Below are 23,451 nucleotides of genomic sequence, written 5' to 3'. Positions count from 1 at the left end.
TAAACCCATGGCTAGAGTAAAAAGAGCGATGAACGCTAAGAAAAAGCATAAAAAAGTATTAAAGTTAGCGAAAGGCTTCTACGGTCAAAAGAGCTTGGTTTTCAAGGCTGCTAATCCGGCAGTTATGAGAGCATTACGATCATCATACATTGGCAGAAAAAGAAGAAAAAGAGATTTTAGAAAACTTTGGATTGCACGTATTAACGCTGCATCGAGAATCAACGGTTTAAGTTATTCTAAATTCATGAATGGCCTTAAAAAAGCAGATGTTGATATCAACAGAAAAGTGCTTTCTGAAATGGCAATTCATAATCCAGAAGACTTTGCAAAACTCGTTGCACTTGCAAAATCGAATTTATAAGGATCTTGAAAAGAACCCAATGGGTTCTTTTTTTACGGGTATTTTTTTAATGAAAATGACAAAAAAACATAATATTTTTGATTTGGCGCCTTGTATACAAAAAAATATTAACATATAATATAGACGTTGGGGCATTTGACGGCCATATTGTAAAAAGTGACGATTGCATTTTATTCGGATTTTCTACGCATTATAAAAGATGAAATTTTTACAGGCATACGATCAAAAGGATTCAACGTATAAATACTGCAAGAAGTGAAAGGAGCATTACGATGGCATTTTTAGATAAGGTTATCGAAGTAGCGAAAAAAGATCTGCAAACAATCGTTTTACCGGAATCTTACGATCCAAGAACCATTGAAGCAACACACAAAGTCCTTAAACAAGGGATTGCGAAAATCATTTTAGTCGGAAACAAAGAAGAAATTATGGCAAATGCCGGTTCGTTTGACATCAGTGGGGCATCATTTATTGATCCTGAAACATTTGAAGACATGAATCAAATGGCAGCGGCCCTAGCTGATTTAAGAAAGAGCAAAGGTATGACGCCTGAAGAAGCAAAGGGCATTTTACTTAAAAGTGAGCTTTTCTTTGGCGTCATGCTCGTAAAGATGGGTTACGCTAACGGCATGGTTGCAGGTGCAGCGAATTCAACAGCGAATGTCCTAAGACCGGCACTTCAAATTTTAAAAACAGCGCCGGGTACCAAACTCGTTTCAGCAGCTTTCTTTATGGAAGTGCCAAATTGCGAATACGGCGAAGACGGTATTTTTATTTTTGGCGACTGTGCGCTTAATCCGAATCCAAACTCAGAAGAATTGGCACATATCGCGATTAGTTCGGCGGCAACCTTTAAATCTATCGTAAAAGCTGAGCCTAAAGTATCGATCTTGTCATTCTCAACAAAAGGCTCGGCTAATCATGCTGATGTTGATAAAGTTGTTGAAGCAACTAAAATTGCGAAAGAATTGGCACCTGAACTGAGTCTTGATGGTGAACTTCAATTTGATGCTTCTATCATTCCTTCTGTTGCACAGAAAAAAGCACCGGATTCAGCAGTTGCCGGTAAAGCAAACGTCATTATCTTCCCTGATCTCGATGCAGGCAATATTGGTTACAAATTGGTACAGCGCCTCGCAAAAGCAAATGCTTATGGACCGCTTTGCCAAGGATTGGCAATGCCTGTCAATGATTTGTCTAGAGGATGTTTTGCAGACGATATCGTTGGAACTGTTGCCTTAACAGCACTTCAAGCGCAGATGCAAAAATAGTAAGTGTTATTGAATGCAATAGCAGCTGCATAAAACGTATGAAGGAATAAAGCGGTATGGCCAAGGTCATGCCGCTTTTTAATTTGTATTAACGAATATCACAATAATATTGCCATTTCTATTCGATGAGTCTGATCATGATTTTTAACAAAAGTTATGATAAACTAGTGACAAACAGAACGATCAATAAACGAAAAGAGCAGTTGTGTGCAGCGGTCGGTATAATGACGATTAAGGTGTACCGCTTAATGAAAATGTCCCGAGTAGAATACAGCTGCTGCGGCATAATTTTTTTGGAATGAGAGGAAGCTATGTATCAACGAAAAATTAAAAAAGAAATTCGATGCCCTATTGAGAACGGTCTTGAAATCCTTGGCGGCAAATGGCGGAGTCGGGTGATCTGCGTCCTCGCCTCAAAAGAAGTTTTACGTTACAGTGAACTTAGGACAGAGATGGCGAATATATCGGATGCAGTGCTTTCTAACACATTAAAGGACTTGATGCGAAACGGCATGGTCAAACGGCAGCAGTATGATGAAATACCGCCGCGTGTTGAATATGCACTGACAGAACGCGGTATGACAGCCGTGCCGCTGCTGCAAGCGATTGCCAATTGGTCCAATGGTTATGTTAAAGCAGAAAACAACTTGCCGGCGCTCTGTGAAAACTGTGATTTTAATGGCGCTATGAAAATTGTTAGTAACTCATAAATTGATAAACCTATTGATTTTGGAGGGTGTCTTTCGATATACTGCCTGCAAAGGGAGGAATTGAGAATGGCTAAAATGAACAGTGAAATCGTATTTAAGGAAATAACAGACGGGAATGTATCAAGTTGTCGTGACCTTTGCAATGCCCTCATGAAACATCAGGCAGACAATGGTATTATACATGCTGAGGTTTTACAGGCCATGAATTTTGAAAATCGGTTAAAACCAAGTTTTGAACATTCGAATGAGAAACAGTTAATTGTCGCCTATGATGGTGAGATCCCCGTTGGGTATGTCTTTTCTTCTGCTGAAAACGAAACGGAAGAAGCAAGAACAATGATCCCCTCGTGGGCAACAGCGCTATCTGGTGCTGACAAAATAGGGATGTACCCTGACTGGCTCATACTGCCCAATAAAATAGGCTGTCTGAATAACCTATATGTTATGCCGGCGTATCGCGGTCGGCATATTGCTGCTGCGCTCTGTGATCAGGCAATGCGCTGGCTGACACAATTAGAAGCTGTTGCTTACCTGTATGTCTATATTTCGAATGGCAATGATGAAGTCATTGATTTTTACAAGCAATATGGTTTTGCGTACAGCCATGATGTTTTTGGCGGATTTATCAAAGCCTATTATCAAAAAGTTTAAAAGGCAATAAAAAAGAATTTGACGCCCCATCTGGGAGGGGGTATAATGTATACAGTGAGGTGATAATATGGCTAAAAAAGTTGCAGTCATAGATGCCAATCGCTGTGACAGATCGCCGTTTTGTCCTGTAAAACGCGTTTGTCCGGTGAATGCAGTCAAAGCAAATATGTATGGTGTACCCGAAGTAAATCAAAGTGAATGCATCGGTTGCGGCAAATGCTTGCGGTATTGCCCAATGCGCGCTGTAACCATGGTAGAACTACAATAAAAAGACGTGTTTTCTCATTGCGGGAAAACGCGTTTTTTTATGTGATATTAATGACATGAGCGCATAAATCGAATATAATGGTTTTGTATGTTTTATAAAGACACAAAAAGTTTCATAGGCAGGTATTCTCATAAAGAAATTATAGGCGTATGAAACGGTTTTTGGCAGTGGTCAAGAATCATTCATTTTATAGGGGGACATATGGAAAAGCGCTTAAGCAAAAAATTAAAGCCGGTACAAGTGCTAGTTTTGGGCTTTGCTGGTATTATACTCATTGGTACTTTTTTGCTGATGCTGCCGTTTGCTTCTCATAGCAGTCATTCCGTTCGTTTCATTGATGCTTTGTTTACATCGACATCTGCTGTTTGTGTAACGGGGCTCGTTGTCGTGGATACGGGGACTTACTGGACGTTTTGGGGGCAGCTTTTTATTTTGCTGCTCATACAGGTCGGTGGGCTCGGATTTATGACCATGGCGACTTCGGTTGCGATCTTGCTTGGGAAAAAGATTGGCTTAAAGAACCGGTTGATTATGCAGGAAGCGCTTAATCAATTTTCGATTGCGGGTGTTATTCGGTTAACCAAGTATGTCATTTTGACGACGCTGTTTATAGAAGGTGTTGGCGCATTGCTGCTCAGTATACGATTTATACCGAAATTTGGACCTGCAAAGGGGCTTTTTTATGCTATTTTTCATTCGGTGTCAGCATTTTGCAATGCCGGTTTTGATATTATGGGAAATGGTGTCAGCCTGACACAATATGTTGAAGATCCGCTGGTCAATCTCGTCATTGTATCCCTTGTTATTATCGGCGGCCTGGGATTTGCCGTTATTACTGATATCCTTAGAATGCAGCGCCTTCGAAAATTTTCGCTGCATTCAAAACTAGTCTTTTTTATGACAGTCAGCCTTATCGGCTTGGGATTTTTCATGGTGCTGTTCCTGGAATTTAATAACCCTGCAACACTGGGCGGTCTTTCGTTTAAAGGTAAAATTTTAGCGGCGCTCTTTCATGCGGTAACACCGAGGACGGCAGGCTTTAATACGCTCGATATGGCAAGTCTGCGATTGCCAACGCTTTTGGTCACGATTATTTTTATGTTTATTGGCGGTTCGCCGGGATCAACAGCAGGCGGTATCAAAACAACGACCTTTGGAATGATTATTCTAAAGGTATTATCAGTTGTCAGAGGCGATGACGATGTAGAATTTGCACATCGAAGAATTGCGCGAGAAATTATCAATCGGGCACTTGCTATTGTCTTTATTGCGGTTTTTCTCGTGAGTATGGTGGTGCTGCTGCTTTCAATTACAGAAGTGCATATGACATTTCAAGAAATTATATTCGAGGCCGTAAGCGCTTTTGGTACCGTTGGATTATCACTTGGCATTACATCAAAATTGACGCTGGCAGGAAAAATTATCATTTCATGCGCGATGTTCTTTGGGCGGCTTGGCCCATTGACGATTGTCCTCGCAATCAGTAATCGTCGCAATAACTATAAGAAACTCATTCGTTATCCGGAAGGCAAGATTATCGTCGGATAAAATGTGCAATAAAGTTCATTGGAGGCCTTATGAAAAAACAATTTGTCGTCGTAGGATGTGGCCGCTTTGGCCAAAGCGTCGCGATTAAACTCGCAGAACTTGGTTGTGAGGTAATGGTTGTAGACCGTAATGAAGAAATTATCCAAAACATTTCGGAAAAGGTGACTTATGCCGTGCAGGCAGATGCAACAGATGAGAATTCTATCAAAGCGTTGGGCATACGTAATTTTGATGTCGCCATCGTTACGATTGGCTCAGATATTCAGTCTTCAATTTTAGTGACTTTGCTCGTGAAAGAACTTGGTGTTAAGCATATTGTTGCAAAAGCACAGAATTCATCACATGCAAAAGTCCTCTATAAAATCGGAGCGAATCGTGTTGTCTTTCCAGAAAAAGAGATGGGGATTAAAATAGCGAAGAACCTCGTGTCTGGCAATGTCTTGGATTTTATTGACTTGGCGCCTGATTACAGTATCTTGGAGATTAGTATGAACAGTGAATGGATCGGCAAGAGTTTAGTACAGATCGATATGCGGCGAAGGTATCAAATTTCCGTTATCGCAGTGAGACGCGGCGATGAAATTGATATCAATGCAGGTCCCGATAAGATCCTGTTAAAAGATGATATCCTGATTGTCATTGGCAATAATGAAGACTTAAAGAAAATTGAACGGCAAATGTCGTAATCGCCGCATGAGAGGTCGTTGTGAACAGTATTACATCAGCACAAAATACGCAATTTAAATATTTAAAATCGCTTCAGCAGAAAAAGTATCGGATAAGGTATCAGCGCTTTCTTTTGGAAGGTTTTCGGTATGTTTTAGACGCGATCACCAACGGCTGGCAATGTGATGGTGTCTTTGTACATGAACACATATGGGAATCGATGGAAGGCTCAATGCGTGAGAAGCTTTTGGCTTCAGCAGAGATTACAGTACTCGGTGCATCACTCTTTGAAGTAATTGCGGAAACATTAAACAGTCAAGGGATTGTTGGCGTCTTCCAAATGCATCACGCTTCGCTTGATGTATTGAAAGAGACGGATCGCTTTGTTGTTTATCTAGATCGCATTCAGGATCCTGGCAATCTTGGGACCATTATCCGTACTGCTGATGCGGCAGGCGTTGATGCCATTGTTTTAAATCGAGGCTGTGTGGATGTCTTTAACAGCAAAGTGCTTCGAAGTACGGCAGGGTCTATTTTAAATGTACGCCTTATTCACGCGGATTCAGATGATGCGGCAATAAGCGCATTACGGCAAAAACAGTTTAAAATGATTGTAACGGACTTACAATCGGATTTTGATTACAATGACAATCGCGCCTATCGTGAAAAGAATTGCTTGGTCATTGGCAATGAGGGCAGTGGGGTTTCAGAGAAGATCAAAGCAGAAGCAGATGTCAGAATTTCAATTCCAATCTATGGTAAAGCGGAGTCGCTGAATGCCTCAATTGCAGCCGGCATCTTAATCTATAAAATCAAATCAATTTTATAGTCTGCCGGGGCTTGTCCTGATAATGGCTTTATGGTATGATATTACTACTGTAAAATAAAGTTGAAAAATTCTTTGATGGAAAGAGTAAAATATTTTGTCAATCCAAGAGAGGCGATTGTTGCTGGAAGATTGCCATTGACAGATGTTTGAAGTTCACTCCTGAGATGCATTTCTGAATGAAGTAGGAAGTGACGTTTACCGCGTTAAGGTTTTGAGTGAATCACAGTTGTGATTAATTTGGGTGGTACCGCGGATAACCTTCGTCCCTTTTGGGATGAAGGTTTTTTTAATGAAAAATATTTTGCAGAAATTGTTTTGTGGATTTGGCATGATGACATCATTAAAAACATTCGGATGAAAAGATACGCAGCAGGCTTATCCGAATAAACATAAATTAAGGAGGGATCGTGTGAAAGCGGAATTAGAGCAATTATTAAAACGCGCAAAATCGGATATCGAGGTCGCTAGAAATTTGAAGGCTTTGGATGATATGCGCATCAAGTACCTCGGCAAGAAAGGTGAGGTAACCAATATTTTAAAAGGCATGAAAGACGTTGCGCCGGAAGACAGGCCGGCAATGGGGAAAATGGTGAATGATGTCCGTGAAACCATCGAAGTCATGCTTGAGAATTATAAAGAAGAGAAAAAAGCATTAGAAATCAAAGAAAAGCTTGCAGCTGAATCGATTGATGTGACGATGCCTTCCAAACAACTCGTGAGAGGACATAAGCATCCGCTTAATGTTGCTTTGGATGAAGTTAAAGACATTTTTATTGGTATGGGTTATAAAATAGCAGAGGGACCGGAAGTCGATACAGTCTATCATAACTTTGACGCACTCAATGCACCAATTGATCACCCTTCCAGAAGTTTGTCAGATACATTTTATATCACAGAGGATATTTTGCTCAGGACACAGACCTCTCCGATCCAAGTGAGAACGATGAAACAGCAAAAACCGCCGATTAAAATTATTGCACCCGGTAGATGTTTTAGAAATGATGAAATCGATGCGACGCACTCGCCGATGTTCCACCAGATTGAAGGCCTTGTCGTCGATAAAAATATTACGATGGCTGATTTGAACGGAACGCTGGATATGTTTGCAAAGCGATTGTTCGGCTCCCAAACGCGAACGAAGTTTAGACCGCATTATTTTCCGTTTACAGAGCCAAGTGCAGAAGTTGATGTTTCATGCTTTAAATGCGGCGGCGAAGGGTGTCGTTTCTGCAGCGGCAGCGGTTGGATTGAAATACTCGGCTGCGGCATGGTACATCCCAATGTACTGGCTGAATGCGGCATTGATCCTGAAGTTTACAGCGGATTTGCCTTTGGTATGGGGCTTGATCGCATCGTCATGATGAAATATGAAATTGACGATATTCGAATACTCTTTGAAAACGATATTCGCTTCATCAAACAATTTTAATCTGTAGGAGGCAATGATGAAAGTACCTGTTCTTTGGATGAAAGACTATGTTGATATAAATGATATTGATGAAAAGACACTAATAGAAAAGCTCATTTTGACGGGGTCGAATAATGAGGGCACACATAAGGGCGCTGCGGCACTTGAAAATGTTGTCGTTGGACATATTACAGAAATTAAGCAGCATGCCAATGCCGACAAACTTTCCATTTGTCAGGTGGATACCGGCGATGAAGTGCTGCAAATCGTCACTGGTGCGACGAATATTCGCGTCAATGACTATGTGCCGGTTGCAAAGCACGGTGCTGTGATAGCAGATGGTATTAAAATTAAAAAAGGAAAACTTCGCGGTGAGGTTTCAAATGGGATGCTATGCTCGCTCGAAGAAATGGGCTACGAAAAATCCTGTATTCCAAAAGCATTTGATGACGGTATCTTTATATTGGATAAACCGTACCCACTTGGCATGAATATTCTGGAAGCGCTGAATATTGATGAAACGGTTATTGAATTTGAAATCACACCGAACAGACCGGATTGCTTAAGCGTCATTGGGATGGCACGTGAAGTGGCGGCGAGTTTTGATCGAAAAACACAATATCCAAAAGGTATCGTCAAAGGTGAAACAGGTGATGCCAATGATTATGCAACCGTTAAAGTAACGGCACCTGATCTCTGTCCTAGATATGTGGCGAGGATTGTACGCAATATCGAAATTAAACCATCGCCCATTTGGATGCAGTTTCGATTGATGCATGCCGGCATGAGGCCGATCAATAATATTGTTGACATTACCAACTATGTCATGCTGGAATATGGTCAGCCAATACACGCATTTGACCTCGATACGGTGAGTGATCATACAATAATCGTTCGCAGAGCAGAGCCGAAAGAAGTGCTTACGACATTGGATGACAAAGCGCGAGAACTGGATGAAGATGTACTCGTGATTGCAGATCCCAATAAATCGGTCGGTATAGCCGGCATTATGGGTGGTGGGAATACGGAGATATCTCCAGCGACCAAAAATATTCTCATTGAAGTCGCAACTTTTGATAAGTCAAATATTCGAAAGTCGTCAAAAGAACTGGGGCTTAGAACAGAAGCTTCATCACGTTATGAAAAAGGCGTTAGCGTTTCACTGCCGCCAATTGTCGTCAATCGCGTCTGCGAACTGATTGAGCAGCTTGGTGCGGGTGAAGTAGTCGGCGGCATCATTGATGTTTATCCTGAAAAACGAGAAGCGACTGAAATCGCTTTTAGACCTGAAGTGGTTAACAACGTCAATGGAACCAACTTAACATTGGATGAAATGATTGAAATCCTTCAAAAGCTTGAAATCCAAACGGTCATGAAAGATGGCTTACCGACGGCAACAATACCGTATTATCGACTGGACCTTGAAAAAGAAATTGATCTCGTTGAGGAAGTTGCCAGAATTTACGGTTATGACAATATCGGGAAGACGCTTCCGGCTTTTGATGCATGGGGAGCTAAAACCAATGCCCAGCGCATTGAAGACATTACAAAGCTTGAACTGATTGCCAGTGGTGTCGATGAGATTTTAACGTATTCATTTGTATCTAAGAAGGATTTGGATAAAATTAATTTGTCTGAAGACAGCATTCTACGCAACCAGGTAACCTTAATCAATCCACTTGGTGAAGAATACAGCTGTATGCGTTCGACTTTGATGCCAAATGTCTTGGAAGTGCTGGCACGAAACAGTAATCGTAAAATTGAACAGGCGCGAATCTATGAAATGGGTTCCATATTCCTGCCAAAAGAGCTGCCGGTTAAACAGCTGCCGATTGAGAAAAAGATGCTGACCATTGGGTGTTATGGCGAACATGAAGATTTCTTTACACTAAAAGGCATCGTCGAAAATGTTCTTGAAGGACTTGGCGTATCGGGTTACCTCTTTGAAAAAGAGACCAATCATCCATCGTTTCACAGTGGCAGATGTGCTAATATTATTTGGGACAATCATATTTTAGGAACACTCGGTGAAGTTCATCCAATTGTCTGTGAAAATTACGATATCAATACACGTGCTTATCTAGCAGATTTAGATTTTAACATTTTACTGCAGATTACAAATGAAGAACGCAAATTTAAAGCGATTCCAAAACATCCTGCCGTCGAACGCGATATTGCAATTCTCGTCAAAGATGAAATCACTTCTTATGAAGTTGAAAAAATTGTCAAAGAGACAGCAGGTGGTCTCTTAGAATCGGTCAAGATGTTTGATGTCTATAAGGGGAAACAAATTCCTGACGGCTACAAATCTGTTGCCTATGCGCTGATTTTCAGAGCTGAAGATCGTACGCTTGTCGATGATGAAGTCAATGTTATTTTTGAAAATGTTCTAAAAGTGCTTTCTTCTGAACTGGACGCACAGTTGCGTTAATGATTCATACAAATACAAATAATAAACCCCCGGCTTTCAATTGAGATTGAATGGCTGGGGGTTTTATTTGTTTAAAGGTATGATGGCCTATGGTGCTCGATATCGACGAAAAGAGGCCTTTCTCTGTTGGGGCAACTATCTTTCGTGCTTAGCTTCTTCAGGCAAGTCCGCATAAACGGCAACGCGGTTTCGACCGTGGTTCTTTGCATAATAAAGCGCCTTATCTGCCTCTGCGGTGAGGGTGTCAATATTATCGGTCTGTCTTGTATTGCCTCTGATTCCAATACTGGCTGTAAGTGTAATCTGATCATCATCGTGCCTAACGATCATTTCGGAAATTTTTATTCGGAGTGCTTCCATAAACGTTTTGGCTTCATCAAATGGACACATGAGCAACAGCACGAATTCTTCGCCGCCATAACGTGCGACAATACCGCGTTCGCCAACAAAGGATTCGATGAGGGTAGCAAAGTGATAGAGAACGGTATCGCCGGCGTCATGACCAAAAGTATCGTTGATGCGTTTAAAAAAATCTATGTCAATCATTACGACACTCGTATCCATTTGATCGTTTTGACAAACTTCAATTTTTTCAACGGCCTTCTCGTAAAAACTACGGCGATTATTGATTTTGGTAAGCGGATCTTTGTTGGCAAGAAATTCTAAACGTTTAATATTGCGCACTTCCTGTGTGCGTTCTCTGACGACGGCATAGTTGCCTTCAAAGGCACCTTGATCATCAAAGATCGCGACGAGCGTCACGCGAATATAAAGGCAGTCATAAGGCTCATCTAAAATGAAGGTATTTAATGCTTCTTCATCATAATAGGTTTCTTCCAGCTGGATTGTGGTATCAAACTGTGCCTTGCCGTTAAGAATCATATCGCGCCAAAATACAGAAAGATCTTTAACGTTTGGAAAGAGTGTCTCAATGACCGTTTGATGGGACAGTTCCTGATTGAGTATCTTTTCAAACTGTTGATTAAAAAATGTCAGTTTTTGGTGCGACATCAGCTCATGAATGAAGGCGTCATCTGTTCGAGTTATTTCAATAGGCTGATCTAAAAGAAAGAAAAAGTAGCCGTCAGATGAAAACTCAAAGAATGCATCAAGTTGACGTTCGCGCCTTGTCAGTGCTTTTTGCGTCTTTACCAAATCGGAGATATTATAGCCCATTGCGATAACGCTAACGATTTCATCCCGTTTATAAAGCGGTTTTAAAAGAAAATCTATTTCATGCAGTGTGTTATCATATTTCGTGTAGGTGGCATCAAATCGAACGGTTTCGCCAAAAAAAGCGCGCTCGACGGCAAACATTAACTGGTTTTGATTCGCCATGCCGTTTTGCCACCAAGGCAATTCCCAATATGGCAAATGATTGATATTTTCAAAATGGACGCCAGAAAAATTAAGGAGTTGTTTATTGGCAAAAGATATTGTATGGTCACCGGCAATAACGGTGATATACAGATTAATTTCATCAATGACGAAACGCGATTCGAAGGAAGTTAGTGAATTCATAATACCTCTTGTTATTCAGAGAAATACCGCCTCACAACATCGCAAAACGGTGATCTAAATCTTATAAGATTAAAACGACAATGTAATCAATGCCATTTCTATGTATAAATTCATGATAAATTCGCGCAAAAGTGTTAGGTTTTCATGAAAAAGTCGTATAATATAATTAGATTATACACTTTGGGAGGTTAATATGGAAGGTCAATACAGATTAATTACGAGAAGCGACTTTGATGGGCTTGTCTGTGCGGTATTATTAAAAGAGATGAATATGATTGATGACATCAAATTTGTTCATCCTAAGGACATGCAGGATGGTCTGATCGAAGTTACCAATACGGATATTACGACAAACCTGCCCTATGTCGACGGCGTTTATTTAGCATTTGACCATCATCTTAGTGAGACTGTCAGAAATGCTGAACGCAAGCAAAATCACATCATTGATCCAAATGCGCCTTCCGCTGCGCGTGTTGTATATGATTACTACGGCGGCAAGGATCGTTTCAAAACAATTTCAGAAGAAATGATCCTCGCTGTCGACAAAGCTGATTCTGCGCAGTTTAACATGGAAGATGTCATCGCGCCAAAAGGATGGGAACTCCTTAGTTTCATCATGGATGCGAGAACCGGTCTCGGTAGATTTCGTAATTTTAGGGTGTCAAACTATCAGCTTATGATGGATCTCATTGCTTATTGCAAAGATCATACAATTGATGAAATTCTGGAACTGCCTGATGTAAAAGAACGTGTTGAGCTCTATATGGCTCATGTCGATCCGTTTAAAAAACAAATTGAAGATAATGCTAAGGTGTATGACAATGTACTCGTCGTCGACCTAAGAGATCAGGATACAATCCATCCTGGAAATCGTTTTGTCAAGTATGCAATGTACCCAGATACGAATATATCCGTACAGGTGATCTGGGGATTGAAGAAACAAAATACGGTATTCACAGTGGGAAAATCTATCTTTAATCGAAGCAGTAAAGTCAATATTGGCGAGACAATGCTCGCATACGGGGGCGGTGGTCATATGAACGCGGGGACTTGCCAAGTGCCAAATGACCGAGCGGCGGCATTGCTGTCAGAGATCGTCGAAAAATTGAAAGATTAATGTTATTATAAAGGGTGAGGCAATCTGTAAAATGATTGTAAAACACCCTTTATTTTTGTTGATAACAAATGATTGAGGACAATTACATCAGTAGAATTGATAATCTGGCGTGTATCACTGCGAAAGCTGTGGAAGGCTGCCGGAAAAGAAGGTTGAAAACAGATGAAAACATGATATAATTTATGTTTGAGTGTACAAATATCGGAAAGAAAGCGAAAGGTGGCAACAGATTGATACAAGTTGTTAATTTAGGACTGAGATTCAGTGATCGGAAACTATTTGATGAAGTAAATTTGAAATTCACACCGGGGAACTGCTACGGTGTTATTGGTGCCAATGGTGCCGGTAAATCGACTTTTTTAAAAATATTGTCGGGGGAGATTGAACCAACAGACGGTGAAGTTTCAATTACGCCAGGAGAGCGTGTTGCCGTATTAAAACAAAATCACTTTGAGTTTGATGAGTTCACCGTTATGGATACTGTTATTATGGGACATAAACGCCTATATGACATTATGAAAGAAAAAGATGCCATTTACCTTAAGGAAGATTTTACAGAAGAAGACGGCATGAGAGCTGCCGAACTGGAAGGTGAATTTGCAGAACTTGATGGTTGGGATGCAGAATCGAATGTTGAAAAACTTTTAAATGGCCTTGGTGTTGATCAGGAGAACTTTCATAAGCTTATGGGTGATGTCCAATCAGGTGATAAGGTGAAAGTGCTTTTGGCACAATCACTTTTCGGCACACCGGATATTCTGCTTTTGGACGAACCGACGAACCATTTGGATTTCCATGCGATTAGCTGGCTGGAGGAATTTTTAATCACGTATGACAACACTGTTATTGTCGTATCCCATGACCGACACTTTTTGAATAAGGTCTGTACCCATATGGTGGACATCGACTTTGGCAAAGCAAAGCTATTCGTCGGAAACTATGATTTCTGGTATGAATCCAGTCAATTGATGCTCAGACTGATGAAAGAGCAGAATAAGAAAAAAGAAGAAAAAATCAAAGAACTGCAAGACTTTATTGCGCGTTTTAGTTCAAATGCTTCAAAGGCGAAGCAGGCGACTTCAAGAAAAAAAATGCTTGATAAGATCACAGTTGACGATATTCAGCCGTCTTCTAGGCGTTATCCATTTGTCGGCTTTACACCTGAACGTGAAGCGGGCAAAGAGATTCTCACTGTGGAGGGAATTACCAAGACGATTGATGGTGTCAAAATTCTTAATGACGTCTCATTTATTGTCAACAAAGGTGATAAAATTGTTTTCATGAGCCGAAATGATTTGGCGATGACGACGCTCTTTAGAATTCTAATGGGTGAAATAGAACCGGATTCTGGAACATTCAAGTGGGGTGTGACCACATCGCAATCCTACATGCCAAAGGATAATACTGATTATTTTGAAGGCGTAGAGATGAATTTGGTCGATTGGCTTCGCCAGTATTCAACTGAAAAAGATGATACCTTTGTCAGGGGGTTCTTAGGGAAAATGCTTTTCTCTGGTGATGAACCGCTTAAAATGTGCCACGTGCTTTCAGGTGGAGAGAAAATGCGCTGTATGTTTTCAAAGCTCATGCTTTCGATGGCAAATGTTATTTTACTGGACGATCCGACAAATCACTTGGATCTCGAGTCGATCCAAGCGGTTAATAATGGCTTGATTGCCTTTAAGGGTACGCTGCTCTTTTCATCGCATGACCATAAGTTTATTGAAACAATTGCCAATCGCGTCATTGAGTTAACGCCAAACGGCAACTTTGATAAAGAAATTGATTTTGATGATTTTCTTGAGAATGAAACGATTCAAGCGAACATTTCAAAGCTTTATAAGGGTGAATAGCCGCGTCATGTATACATTCTGAAATGGTTACAAACGCTTGCACTTAAGTGTATAAACGTGTATAATGATAACGTACCTTGATTGTACCTGTGAGAAAAATTTGTTAAAACGTTCGGAATTTGAATCGCTTGACTAATAGTTTGCAATTTAAACTTCCAAAAGTTTAATAAGTTTTACGTTAGGGGTTAAGGAAATTAAAGTTTTGGAGGAACAAAAATGTTAAACGGAACAGTAAAATGGTTCAACTCAGAAAAAGGTTTTGGTTTTATCACTGGTGAAGACGGAAAAGATGTTTTCGTACACTTTTCACAAATCAACAAAGAGGGTTTTAAATCACTCGAAGAAGGTGAAGTTGTTACTTTTGAAATCGCTCAAGGTCCGAAAGGTCCTCAAGCGGAAAATGTTACAACAGTAAGATAAACACTGAGGCCTCGGTTGAACCGAGGCTTTTTTTTGTCCCTATTGAGGGGTTCCTCCAAAAAAATGAAGACAAATGTAGCGTGTGGGGTATATCATAGAGGAATTGCGCAGTGATTGCTGCGGATGAATCAGTGGGTGCACATACGCTTTTATCATAATCGAACGGAGTATAGAGAAATGTTTAAATTGGGATATATGCAGACGGCATATGTTAACCGTCTGACGGCATATGGCGCCTATATCAGCGAGGAGCCAAACGGTGAAAAAGAAATTCTGCTGGAAGGCGATAAAAAGACAACGCTGACGGTCGATACGGCGATCGAGGTATTCGTCTATCAAAATAAGTCGGATCAAATGGTTGCATCGCTAAAACGCCCCATATTATGTGTTGATGAAATTGGTTGGTTAAAAGTCGTCGGTAAAGTAAAGTCAGGCTTTTTTCTTGACAATCAGTCTGAAAGAGATGCTTTCATGCCAAATGATGCGGCAAAACGCGGGGTGAAAATTGGTGATCGCGTACTGGTTAAAGTCCTATTGGATGATCGAAAATCGCTGTCGGCCACGATGCGCATTTATGACGTATTGACGTCAATGCCGGATGCAAAAGTGGGCGATACCGTCGAAGGGGTCGTCTATGATATCAAATCGGATATGGGGGCATTTATCGCTGTATCGAACCAGTACCATGGTTTTGTTCCGAAACATGAACGCTATCGTGAAATCGTAGAAGGTGCGGTCATCCAGGCGCGAATTACCAAAATTCGTGAGGATGGAAAAGTTAACCTCAGTATTCGCCAAAAGGCATCTGAACAAATCCATGATGATGAGGCTGTGATCTTGTCTGAGCTTGAAAAAAATAATGGTCTATTAAACCTTAGTGATCATAGCGATCCAGAAGTGATCAAAGTTCAACTTAACATGAGTAAACGCGCTTTTAAACGTGCGATTGGAAAATTATACAAAGAAGGAAAAATTGAATTGAATGAAGCTTCTATTAAGCTGCGATAATGGAACAGCGTCTGTAGAAAAGACTTTCTTTTATACTGCACGATAAAAAAAGTGTAAATTATTTCGATTTTTAGTATAATGGAATTAATTGAAATGAACAATAATTGAGGAGTGAGAGGATGCCTGATAAAAATAAAGTCATTGTAAAGATCATGGATCGGGAATACACATTGGTCAGTGAAGACTCTAGAGAGCATATGCAGCGCGTCGCTAATTACGTCGACGACAAAATGCGCGAAACGTTTGATAGCAATCGCAAACTGAGCCTGTCGATGATTGGCGTTTTGACGGCACTCAATATCGCAGACGAATATCATAAGGTACTCATTGAAAAAGAAGAACTGGAACGTCGCATTAATTCACCTCAGTATGAGTTAAAAAGTGCTCGAGATGAGTTGGACGCCGTTGTTACAGAGTTCGAGCGCCGAAGCAGTGCTTATGAAAAAATGGTACAAGAATTTTCCAGATTGATCGATTCTTCCAATATTTATGAAACCGGTGTTTCGCAGCTCAGAAAGCGTATGGAGAAGCTGGATCACGATCTAAAGAAAAAGGAAGATGATTTAAGAAAATCACGCGACGAAGTAGAACAGCTTGAGCGAGAGTTTACGCATAAAGAAGGACCAATGCGCATGATTGATTTTGAAGAAGAAACGAAGTAAGAATAGGAGGTGCCTTCGTCGAGTAATATGACAATGGCATCTTTTGCTTTGTCTTGAACAATTGGATTACATGAAGGCGATGATTTATGAATGAATAGACTGGGCGACATACGAACAGCACTGTCGAAAGCGCATATGCAAGTTTAGATACAGAGCGTGAAGGTTACTGGCGGCAAAAGTTATAACAATTAAAGGATTGATTAGCATTAAAATAGGAGAAATAACAATGAATGATAGAGCACGTCGCGTGTTGGAATTTGATAAAGTGCTGGCAATGCTGACAGAGCATGCTACTAGCAAGCCGGGAAAAGCGCATTGTATGGCGCTGCGACCTGTTGCAGAAGTCGAAGCGGTTCGACTGGCATTGCTTGAAACTTCAGAAGCGGCAGCGATGCTGCTGCATGAGGGCAATGCACCGTTTGGTCCCATCTATGAAATCGGAGATGCCGTTAAGCTATCGCAGATTGGCGGCTGCTTAACACCTAAGCAGCTTATTGAAATTGGGGATGGGCTGCGGACAGCAAGAATGATGAAAAGGTATCTGTTGCAGCAACCTGAGACTGAGAAACGTTATCCGAAGCTGTTTGGACTTGCCAATCAGCTGATAAGCGCCCAATCACTTGAAAAGGCAATTGGTGACTGCATTATCAATGAAAATGAAATATCAGACCATGCATCACCGGAGCTTCATAAAATCAGACGGCAAATTGAACAAAAAAATGCGGCCATTAGACAAAAGCTTGAATCGTTGATTACATCACAGCAAAATCAAAAGTATTTACAAGAAGCTCTAATCACCATACGTCAGGATCGTTTCGTCATTCCCGTAAAAAGCGAATATAAGCAGCAAATCAAGGGGATTGTACATGATCAATCGGCTAAGGGCAGTACATTTTACATCGAACCGCTCGCCGTTGTTGAACTGAATAATCAACTTCGGACACTGAAAATAGATGAGCAAAAGGAAATAGAACGCATTTTGCGCATTTTAACGGGGATGGTCGCAGAAAACGGCGTTTCAATTGTGCAGAATGTTGAAATACTGGTGCAACTGGATTTTATCTTTGCAAAAGCAAAACTGGCAGAGCGATTACATGCCGTTGCACCTGAAATTGCAGATGACGGTATTTTTAAATTAAAACGCGCGAGACATCCGCTAATAGCCAGTGATACAGTCGTTGCGAATACCATCTGGCTCGGAGAACACTTTACGACACTTCTGATTACCGGTCCGAATACAGGCGGGAAGACGGTCACACTTAAAACAGTTGGCTTACTGACGCTTATGGCGCAAGCTGGTCTCCATATTCCTGTAGATTACGGGTCTAAAGTTGCCGTGTTTGATCAAGTTTTTGCCGATATTGGCGATGAGCAGAGCATTGAACAAAGTCTTAGTACCTTTTCATCACACATGACGAATATTGTCAGTATTCTTGCTGACGTCAGTCCTAAAAGTCTCGTGCTCTTTGATGAGCTCGGTGCAGGAACCGATCCAACAGAGGGGGCTGCATTGGCGATGGCGATTTTAGATCAGCTGAAAAAGTGGCAGGTAAGAACGATGGCGACAACGCACTACGCAGAGCTTAAAGCCTATGCGATTAATACACCCGGCATTGAAAATGCCAGTGTCGAATTCGATGTTGCTTCATTAAGCCCGACTTATAGACTTCTAATCGGTATTCCGGGCAAATCAAATGCTTTTGAAATTTCAAAAAAACTTGGATTGAGTCAGATGTTGATTGACAATGCCAGAACCTATGTTCACCAAGACAATATTGAATTTGAAGATATTATTGCAAAAATTGAAGAAAGCCGGAAGATTGCAGAAACAGAGCAGGATGAAGCCATTCGTCTAAGGCTTGATGTTGAAAAAATTAAAAAGCATCTCGAAGATAAAGAGACAAAGATGATCGCACAGCGAGACAAACTTTTAAGCAGTGCGAAGGATGAAGCACGCCAACTGTTAAAGAATGCCAAAGAAGAAGTGGACAAGACGATGCGGATGCTGCGAGAGGCTGAACGGGCTGTTGATAAACGCGGACTTGAAGCGGCGAGAAAACAATTAAACGAAAGACTTGACGATATGGTCGAGCAGACAATTGATCCAGACATTGAAACGGATATGGCGCCTACGACGGTTCAGATCGGTGATTCCGTGCGTGTGCTTTCCATCAATCAAGATGGCACCGTACTGACGCTGCCGAATGAGAAAGGCGAGTTGTCTGTTCAAGTGGGCTTAATGAAGATGAATGTCAATTTAAAGGGATTGCTTTCGCTGAGCAAAAAGCGTCAGGATCAAAAAGTCTATCAAAATGTCCGAAAGGCTGCTGCGGCATCTGCAACGATAAAAACAGAAATTGACGTTCGTGGCGAAAACATTGAAGATGCAATCGTCTTGATTGATCAATACATTGATCAAGCGGTTCTTGCTAATTTGCATCAAGTGCGTATTATTCACGGAAAGGGAACCGGTGCGCTTCGCAAGGGGCTGCATGATCACTTTAAACGCCATCGCCAAATTAAACACTTTGAATACGCTGCTTACAATGAAGGCGGTAATGGCGCAACCGTTTTAGAGTTTCGATAAGATCAAGGATACTTTCAGGGATGGGAAATTTGCTTAGGCCAAAGGCGGTCGAACTGTTTCCCAGTTGATATAGATGATTTGCGATGTATTGGAGAAAACAATGATTATAACAGAACGTCTTAAACTCATGCCTTTTAATCAGGCGTTGCTGGAAGCAGCCGTGCTGAGTGATGAAAAGGTTTTTGAAGAATCCGGACTAAAGCCTAATACAAAATGGTTTGCTTCTGATATTCGAACGAGAGCGAATGGTTTCTTATCATTAATGGCTTTGGGAGGCAAAGATGAGGTATTGCCGTGGATGATTGTCTTAAAAAATAGCAATGAAGTTATCGGGGATATTGGTTTTCTGACGACTGCGGAAGAAGCAATTCTAGAAATCGGCTATGGCGTATCCAAACCATATCGACGAAAGCACTATGCCAGTGAAGCAATTCGTGCTCTAACTTTTTATCAGTACATCAATCATCCGACACTGCATGGCATTCGGGCAAATGTTGAAAAGGTAAATGAAGCTTCCCATCACTGTATTACAGCTGCCGGATATAAAGAAACAGCATGTGAGGGGCATCTTAAAACTTACAGGTTTGATAAACATGATTTTGAAAGATGGTATCGACAGATGTCGCCGAATGGTATTGTACTTGCCAGCGCCTGTCTGCTGGACTATACTGTTCGATACAGTGCAGAACCGCTTCCAAACGCTGTGCTGGCATCTACGACTGACTTAATGGCTGACGCGGTGAAAGTACCATGCTGTCCGGAACAGCTAGGCGGATTATCTACACCGCGATCTCCGGTAGAGTTTTTGCCGGCAGTGAGTCGCTATATCAATCAAGCGGGGGAAGATGTTAGTGATGCCTTTGAACGCGGTGCACAAATGGTCATCAAAATGGCAGAACAGCTTGAGACACATTTTTTCATGTTGAAACAGAGCAGTCCGTCATGCGGCAGTGTCAATGTATACGATGGGACATTTTCAGGACGAAAAATTAGCGGTTCCGGCTGTACTGTCAAAAAAATAATGATGCACTTTGAAAAGTACATCATTATGGATGAAAATGGTCATATGATTTTTAAGGCATGAAAGCATAAACGCCTGTCAAATGCAGTAAAGGATGCATCAGTTGTATGTGATAGGTGTTTTTATTGGCCGTATGTCGACTTGAACTGCAACAGCTCGCTGCTGTTCGGAAACTTCGAAAGGCCTTTATCAGCCCAGCTTAGTGCACGATCCATATGTGACTGCAAATAGGTGTAATAAGTCATATTCATATAGAAGACTTCGCTCTGAAAGTTGAGGAAAGTTGCAAAGCCAATAATGCCAAAGGTGATCACGGCATAGAGCGTCAGAAAGAGTATTCCCTTTGCATGTCGCCAAATTTCGTTTTTAAGCCCCAAGGATTCTGCCATTAGGAATCCGCCTATTAAACCGCCGATGTGCCCAGCGATGTCAATATTGGGCCTTACAAAGCCGATGAGCAAATTGATTCCAATGAGAATCAGTAAATCTGTGCCATAAATGCGTTTATAGACCATAGGATTGCGTTTGTATAAATAGAGATTGGCCCCCATTAGGCCAAAGATGGCACCGGAAGCGCCTACGGAAATCGCGTCCACTGTTAAATAACTGAGCGCAGAGCCGAGTAGACCGGCACCGAAGTAAATGGCTAAAAATTTGCCCTTGCCAAAAAAACGTTCAATATCACGGCCTAAAATATAGAGTGCCATCATATTGAAAATGAGATGTGTGATGCCGGCATGCAAAAACATTGAGGTAATCAGACGATAGTATTGACCGCCCGCAACTAAAAAGTTAACTTTAGCGCCAAGGTGCAAAAGTGCATTGCCGACGGTTGCGTCAACTAAAAATGTGACGGCGTACATGACGACATTGATGCCGATGAGCCATTCTGTTAATGTAAGCTGTTTTGCCCGATTTTTATAATAATTAAGATTTGCCATAGTAAACTCCTTCGTGTATTATGCTCATTATAGCGTAAAATGATCCAAAAAAAATCTTATCACAAGATAATTAACAAATTTGTTAAAAACAGTTCTCAAGATTTTAGCTTGCAAGGAGCGAAGCGTTTGTGTTAAACTATGCTCAACAAATAATTGCATGTACTGGTTGACGGGGTGTTAAGCAGTGCGACCGATGAATGGGAAAGTAGATCAATAATGGATTGATAGAGAGCCGGGGAGGGTGGAAGCTTGGCATGACATATGATTGAAACGTACCCATGAGGTTTCGGCAGAAATGAGTAGGTTGAACGGGTAGCTCCGTTAAAGGCGTTGAGTGAAGCAAAATGTTTTTTGCTTAATAAGAGTGGCACCGCGATCAATTCGTCTCTTGGGATACCAAGGGACTTTTATATTTTTTTGAGGAGGTATTATGATTGATTATAAGGTACTAATTGCCGATCTGCTTGCAAAACAGGTTGATACATTGACATTTGATGAAATATTGGGATTGGTTGAATACCCTAAAAATCCCGCAATGGGCGACTATGCATTTCCGTGTTTTAAACTGGCGAAGACGCTGAGAAAAGCGCCTGTGAAAATAGCAGAGGATATTGCAGCAGCCCTACCAAAAGCAGATGAAATTGAATCCGTTTCTGCAATTTCAGGATTTGTCAATTTTAAAGTGTCAACGGCGCATTTGGCAAAATCCGTAATGACTGACATCTTAAAGGAAGGTGCGCAATACGGCAAGTCGACATTGGGAGCCGGCAAGAAAGTCGTCGTTGAGTATTCATCCGTCAATATTGCAAAACCGTTTCATATGGGGCATATTCGAAGTACGATGATTGGTGAATCGCTGCATCGTATATACAAAGCACTTGGCTATGATACTGTAGCGGTGAATCACTTAGGCGATTACGGAACACAATTTGGCAAGCTCATCGTTGCCTATAAAAAGTGGGGATCGCGTGAAGCGATTGAAGCGGCACCTATTCCAGAGCTTTTAAAACTTTACGTTCGTTTTCACGAGGAAGCAGAAGCAGATTTATCGCTGAATGATGAGGCGCGCAGCTGGTTTACAAAGCTTGAAAACGGTGATGAAGAGGCATTGGCACTTTGGAATCTCTTTAGAGAGATGTCTTTGGTTTCCTTTAATAGAGTTTATGGCAAGTTAGGCGTTACGTTTGACTCGTATGCCGGTGAAAGTTTCTATTCTGATAAGATGCCGGCCATTCTCGATGAACTGAGGTCAAAAAATATTGTCGAAAAATCCGAAGGGGCAGAAATTGTCAATTTAGAAGCTTATGGTATGCCGCCTGCACTGATTACTAAAAAAGACGGTTCGACGCTGTATATGACGCGTGACTTGGCGGCTGCAAAGTACCGACAGGATACGTATCACTTTGATAAAAACATCTATGTTGTCGGCAGTGCCCAGAAGCTTCATTTCCAACAATGGATTAAAATTGTAGAACTGATGGGCTACAATTGGGCAAAAGATTGTGTACATGTAGATTTTGGAATGGTTTCTCTGGAAGAAGGCGCTCTTTCAACGAGAAGGGGAAATGTTATTTTCTTAGAAGATGTGCTGGATAAAGCCACAGAAAAAACCTTAGAAATTATCAACGAAAAAAATCCGGATATTGCAGACAAAGATACAGTAGCGAGACAGGTTGGCATTGGCGCTGTCGTCTTTCAGGAACTGTTTACATCGAGACAAAAAGACTATTCCTTTTCATGGGATAAGACATTATCGTTTGAAGGCGAGACCGGCCCTTATGTCCAATATACCCATGCACGATCTTGCAGCGTATTGAGAAAGGCCAATATCGAAGCGTTTGAGGACATTGATTTTAGTTTGCTCGGGGATGATGCTTCGAAAACGCTCATTCTATCACTTGGAAAATTTAATGAAGTCATTGTTTTAGCGCATAAAAATTATGAGCCGCATCACATCGCACGATATGCTGTTGAAATTGCACAGAACTTTAATCGCTTCTATCATGACAACGCTATTTTGGTAGAAGATGCTGCTTTAAAAATGGCAAGACTTGCACTTGTAAAAAGTACACAGACTGTTTTAAAATCAGCACTTGAGCTCGTCTGTCTTGAAGCACCTGAAAAAATGTAATCCACAGTGAGTGAACACTAAACTTCACTAGGATGCATAAAATAATT

General features: G+C 41.2%; 20 protein-coding genes and 2 other annotated features. Of the genes, 18 read left to right on the top strand and 2 right to left on the bottom strand.

Translation table 11 applies throughout. The features are described 5' to 3' along the window. Positions 1 to 7 precede the first annotated feature (7 nt). The 10 genes from rplT (at position 8) to pheT (ending at position 10,143) form a co-directional block, all read left to right on the top strand. The gene (gene rplT, locus KHM83_RS03115; protein WP_213235449.1) at positions 8 to 361 is read left to right on the top strand and encodes a 50S ribosomal protein L20; all 354 of its coding nucleotides are present in this window, start codon (positions 8 to 10) and stop codon (positions 359 to 361) included. A gap of 272 nt (positions 362 to 633) precedes the next feature. Further along, on the top strand, positions 634 to 1,632 hold the full coding sequence (gene pta / locus KHM83_RS03110; protein ID WP_213235448.1) for a phosphate acetyltransferase: 999 nt from the start codon (positions 634 to 636) through the stop codon (positions 1,630 to 1,632). Between the two features lie 311 nt (positions 1,633 to 1,943). Continuing rightward, positions 1,944 to 2,342 (top strand): winged helix-turn-helix transcriptional regulator, encoded by a 399-nt coding sequence (locus KHM83_RS03105; RefSeq protein ID WP_213235447.1) that lies wholly within the window; start codon positions 1,944 to 1,946, stop codon positions 2,340 to 2,342. Positions 2,343 to 2,408: 66 nt separating this feature from the next. Continuing rightward, complete coding sequence (locus KHM83_RS03100; protein ID WP_213235446.1) at positions 2,409 to 2,993, top strand: GNAT family N-acetyltransferase; 585 nt, start codon at positions 2,409 to 2,411, stop codon at positions 2,991 to 2,993. Between the two features lie 67 nt (positions 2,994 to 3,060). Beyond that, positions 3,061 to 3,261: an ATP-binding protein gene (locus KHM83_RS03095; protein WP_213235445.1), complete on the top strand. Its 201-nt coding sequence runs from the start codon at positions 3,061 to 3,063 to the stop codon at positions 3,259 to 3,261. A 201-nt stretch (positions 3,262 to 3,462) separates the two neighbouring features. Then, positions 3,463 to 4,809, top strand: a complete 1,347-nt coding sequence (locus KHM83_RS03090) for a TrkH family potassium uptake protein (RefSeq protein WP_213235444.1) — start codon at positions 3,463 to 3,465, stop codon at positions 4,807 to 4,809. A 17-nt stretch (positions 4,810 to 4,826) separates the two neighbouring features. Beyond that, positions 4,827 to 5,495: a potassium channel family protein gene (locus KHM83_RS03085; protein WP_343213108.1), complete on the top strand. Its 669-nt coding sequence runs from the start codon at positions 4,827 to 4,829 to the stop codon at positions 5,493 to 5,495. Positions 5,496 to 5,515: 20 nt separating this feature from the next. Continuing rightward, positions 5,516 to 6,304: a TrmH family RNA methyltransferase gene (locus KHM83_RS19925; RefSeq protein WP_213235442.1), complete on the top strand. Its 789-nt coding sequence runs from the start codon at positions 5,516 to 5,518 to the stop codon at positions 6,302 to 6,304. 63 nt (positions 6,305 to 6,367) lie between these two features. Next, positions 6,368 to 6,575, top strand: a binding site (T-box leader). 138 nt (positions 6,576 to 6,713) lie between these two features. Beyond that, complete coding sequence (gene pheS / locus KHM83_RS03075; protein WP_213235441.1) at positions 6,714 to 7,733, top strand: phenylalanine--tRNA ligase subunit alpha; 1,020 nt, start codon at positions 6,714 to 6,716, stop codon at positions 7,731 to 7,733. 16 nt (positions 7,734 to 7,749) lie between these two features. After that, positions 7,750 to 10,143 (top strand): phenylalanine--tRNA ligase subunit beta, encoded by a 2,394-nt coding sequence (pheT, locus tag KHM83_RS03070; protein ID WP_213235440.1) that lies wholly within the window; start codon positions 7,750 to 7,752, stop codon positions 10,141 to 10,143. Positions 10,144 to 10,278: 135 nt separating this feature from the next. Here the strand turns inward: pheT and KHM83_RS03065 are convergent, their stop codons facing one another. Continuing rightward, a complete protein-coding gene (locus KHM83_RS03065; RefSeq protein ID WP_213235439.1) occupies positions 10,279 to 11,664 on the bottom strand; it encodes a sensor domain-containing diguanylate cyclase in 1,386 nt (461 codons plus the stop codon). A 193-nt stretch (positions 11,665 to 11,857) separates the two neighbouring features. Between KHM83_RS03065 and KHM83_RS03060 the strand changes: the two genes are divergently transcribed. The 7 genes from KHM83_RS03060 to KHM83_RS03030 all read left to right on the top strand — a co-directional run bounded on the left by KHM83_RS03060 (position 11,858) and on the right by KHM83_RS03030 (position 20,395). Further along, on the top strand, positions 11,858 to 12,781 hold the full coding sequence (locus tag KHM83_RS03060; RefSeq protein ID WP_213235438.1) for an exopolyphosphatase: 924 nt from the start codon (positions 11,858 to 11,860) through the stop codon (positions 12,779 to 12,781). A 230-nt stretch (positions 12,782 to 13,011) separates the two neighbouring features. Further along, positions 13,012 to 14,634 (top strand): ABC-F family ATP-binding cassette domain-containing protein, encoded by a 1,623-nt coding sequence (locus KHM83_RS03055; RefSeq protein ID WP_213235437.1) that lies wholly within the window; start codon positions 13,012 to 13,014, stop codon positions 14,632 to 14,634. Between the two features lie 216 nt (positions 14,635 to 14,850). Then, positions 14,851 to 15,054 carry a cold-shock protein gene (locus KHM83_RS03050; protein ID WP_213235436.1) on the top strand — a complete coding sequence of 68 codons (204 nt, stop codon included), beginning with the start codon at positions 14,851 to 14,853 and terminating at the stop codon, positions 15,052 to 15,054. 177 nt (positions 15,055 to 15,231) lie between these two features. Further along, positions 15,232 to 16,062 (top strand): CvfB family protein, encoded by an 831-nt coding sequence (locus KHM83_RS03045; protein ID WP_213235435.1) that lies wholly within the window; start codon positions 15,232 to 15,234, stop codon positions 16,060 to 16,062. 119 nt (positions 16,063 to 16,181) lie between these two features. Then, on the top strand, positions 16,182 to 16,724 hold the full coding sequence (locus KHM83_RS03040) for a cell division protein ZapA (protein ID WP_213235434.1): 543 nt from the start codon (positions 16,182 to 16,184) through the stop codon (positions 16,722 to 16,724). Positions 16,725 to 16,950: 226 nt separating this feature from the next. Then, positions 16,951 to 19,311 (top strand): endonuclease MutS2, encoded by a 2,361-nt coding sequence (locus tag KHM83_RS03035; protein ID WP_213235433.1) that lies wholly within the window; start codon positions 16,951 to 16,953, stop codon positions 19,309 to 19,311. Positions 19,312 to 19,411: 100 nt separating this feature from the next. Further along, positions 19,412 to 20,395 carry a GNAT family N-acetyltransferase gene (locus KHM83_RS03030; RefSeq protein ID WP_213235432.1) on the top strand — a complete coding sequence of 328 codons (984 nt, stop codon included), beginning with the start codon at positions 19,412 to 19,414 and terminating at the stop codon, positions 20,393 to 20,395. A 59-nt stretch (positions 20,396 to 20,454) separates the two neighbouring features. Here the strand turns inward: KHM83_RS03030 and KHM83_RS03025 are convergent, their stop codons facing one another. Next, a complete protein-coding gene (locus KHM83_RS03025) occupies positions 20,455 to 21,273 on the bottom strand; it encodes a rhomboid family intramembrane serine protease (RefSeq protein WP_213235431.1) in 819 nt (272 codons plus the stop codon). A gap of 184 nt (positions 21,274 to 21,457) precedes the next feature. Beyond that, positions 21,458 to 21,665 (top strand) — a binding site (T-box leader). Between the two features lie 41 nt (positions 21,666 to 21,706). Between KHM83_RS03025 and argS the strand changes: the two genes are divergently transcribed. Beyond that, complete coding sequence (argS, locus tag KHM83_RS03020; protein ID WP_343213107.1) at positions 21,707 to 23,404, top strand: arginine--tRNA ligase; 1,698 nt, start codon at positions 21,707 to 21,709, stop codon at positions 23,402 to 23,404. Positions 23,405 to 23,451 lie beyond the last annotated feature (47 nt).

Source organism: Fusibacter paucivorans (assembly GCF_018390735.1).
Taxonomy (GTDB): domain Bacteria; phylum Bacillota; class Clostridia; order Peptostreptococcales; family Acidaminobacteraceae; genus Fusibacter; species Fusibacter paucivorans.
The sequence above is the reverse complement of the archived record's forward strand: the minus strand, read 5'-3'. Positions and strand labels throughout refer to the sequence as shown.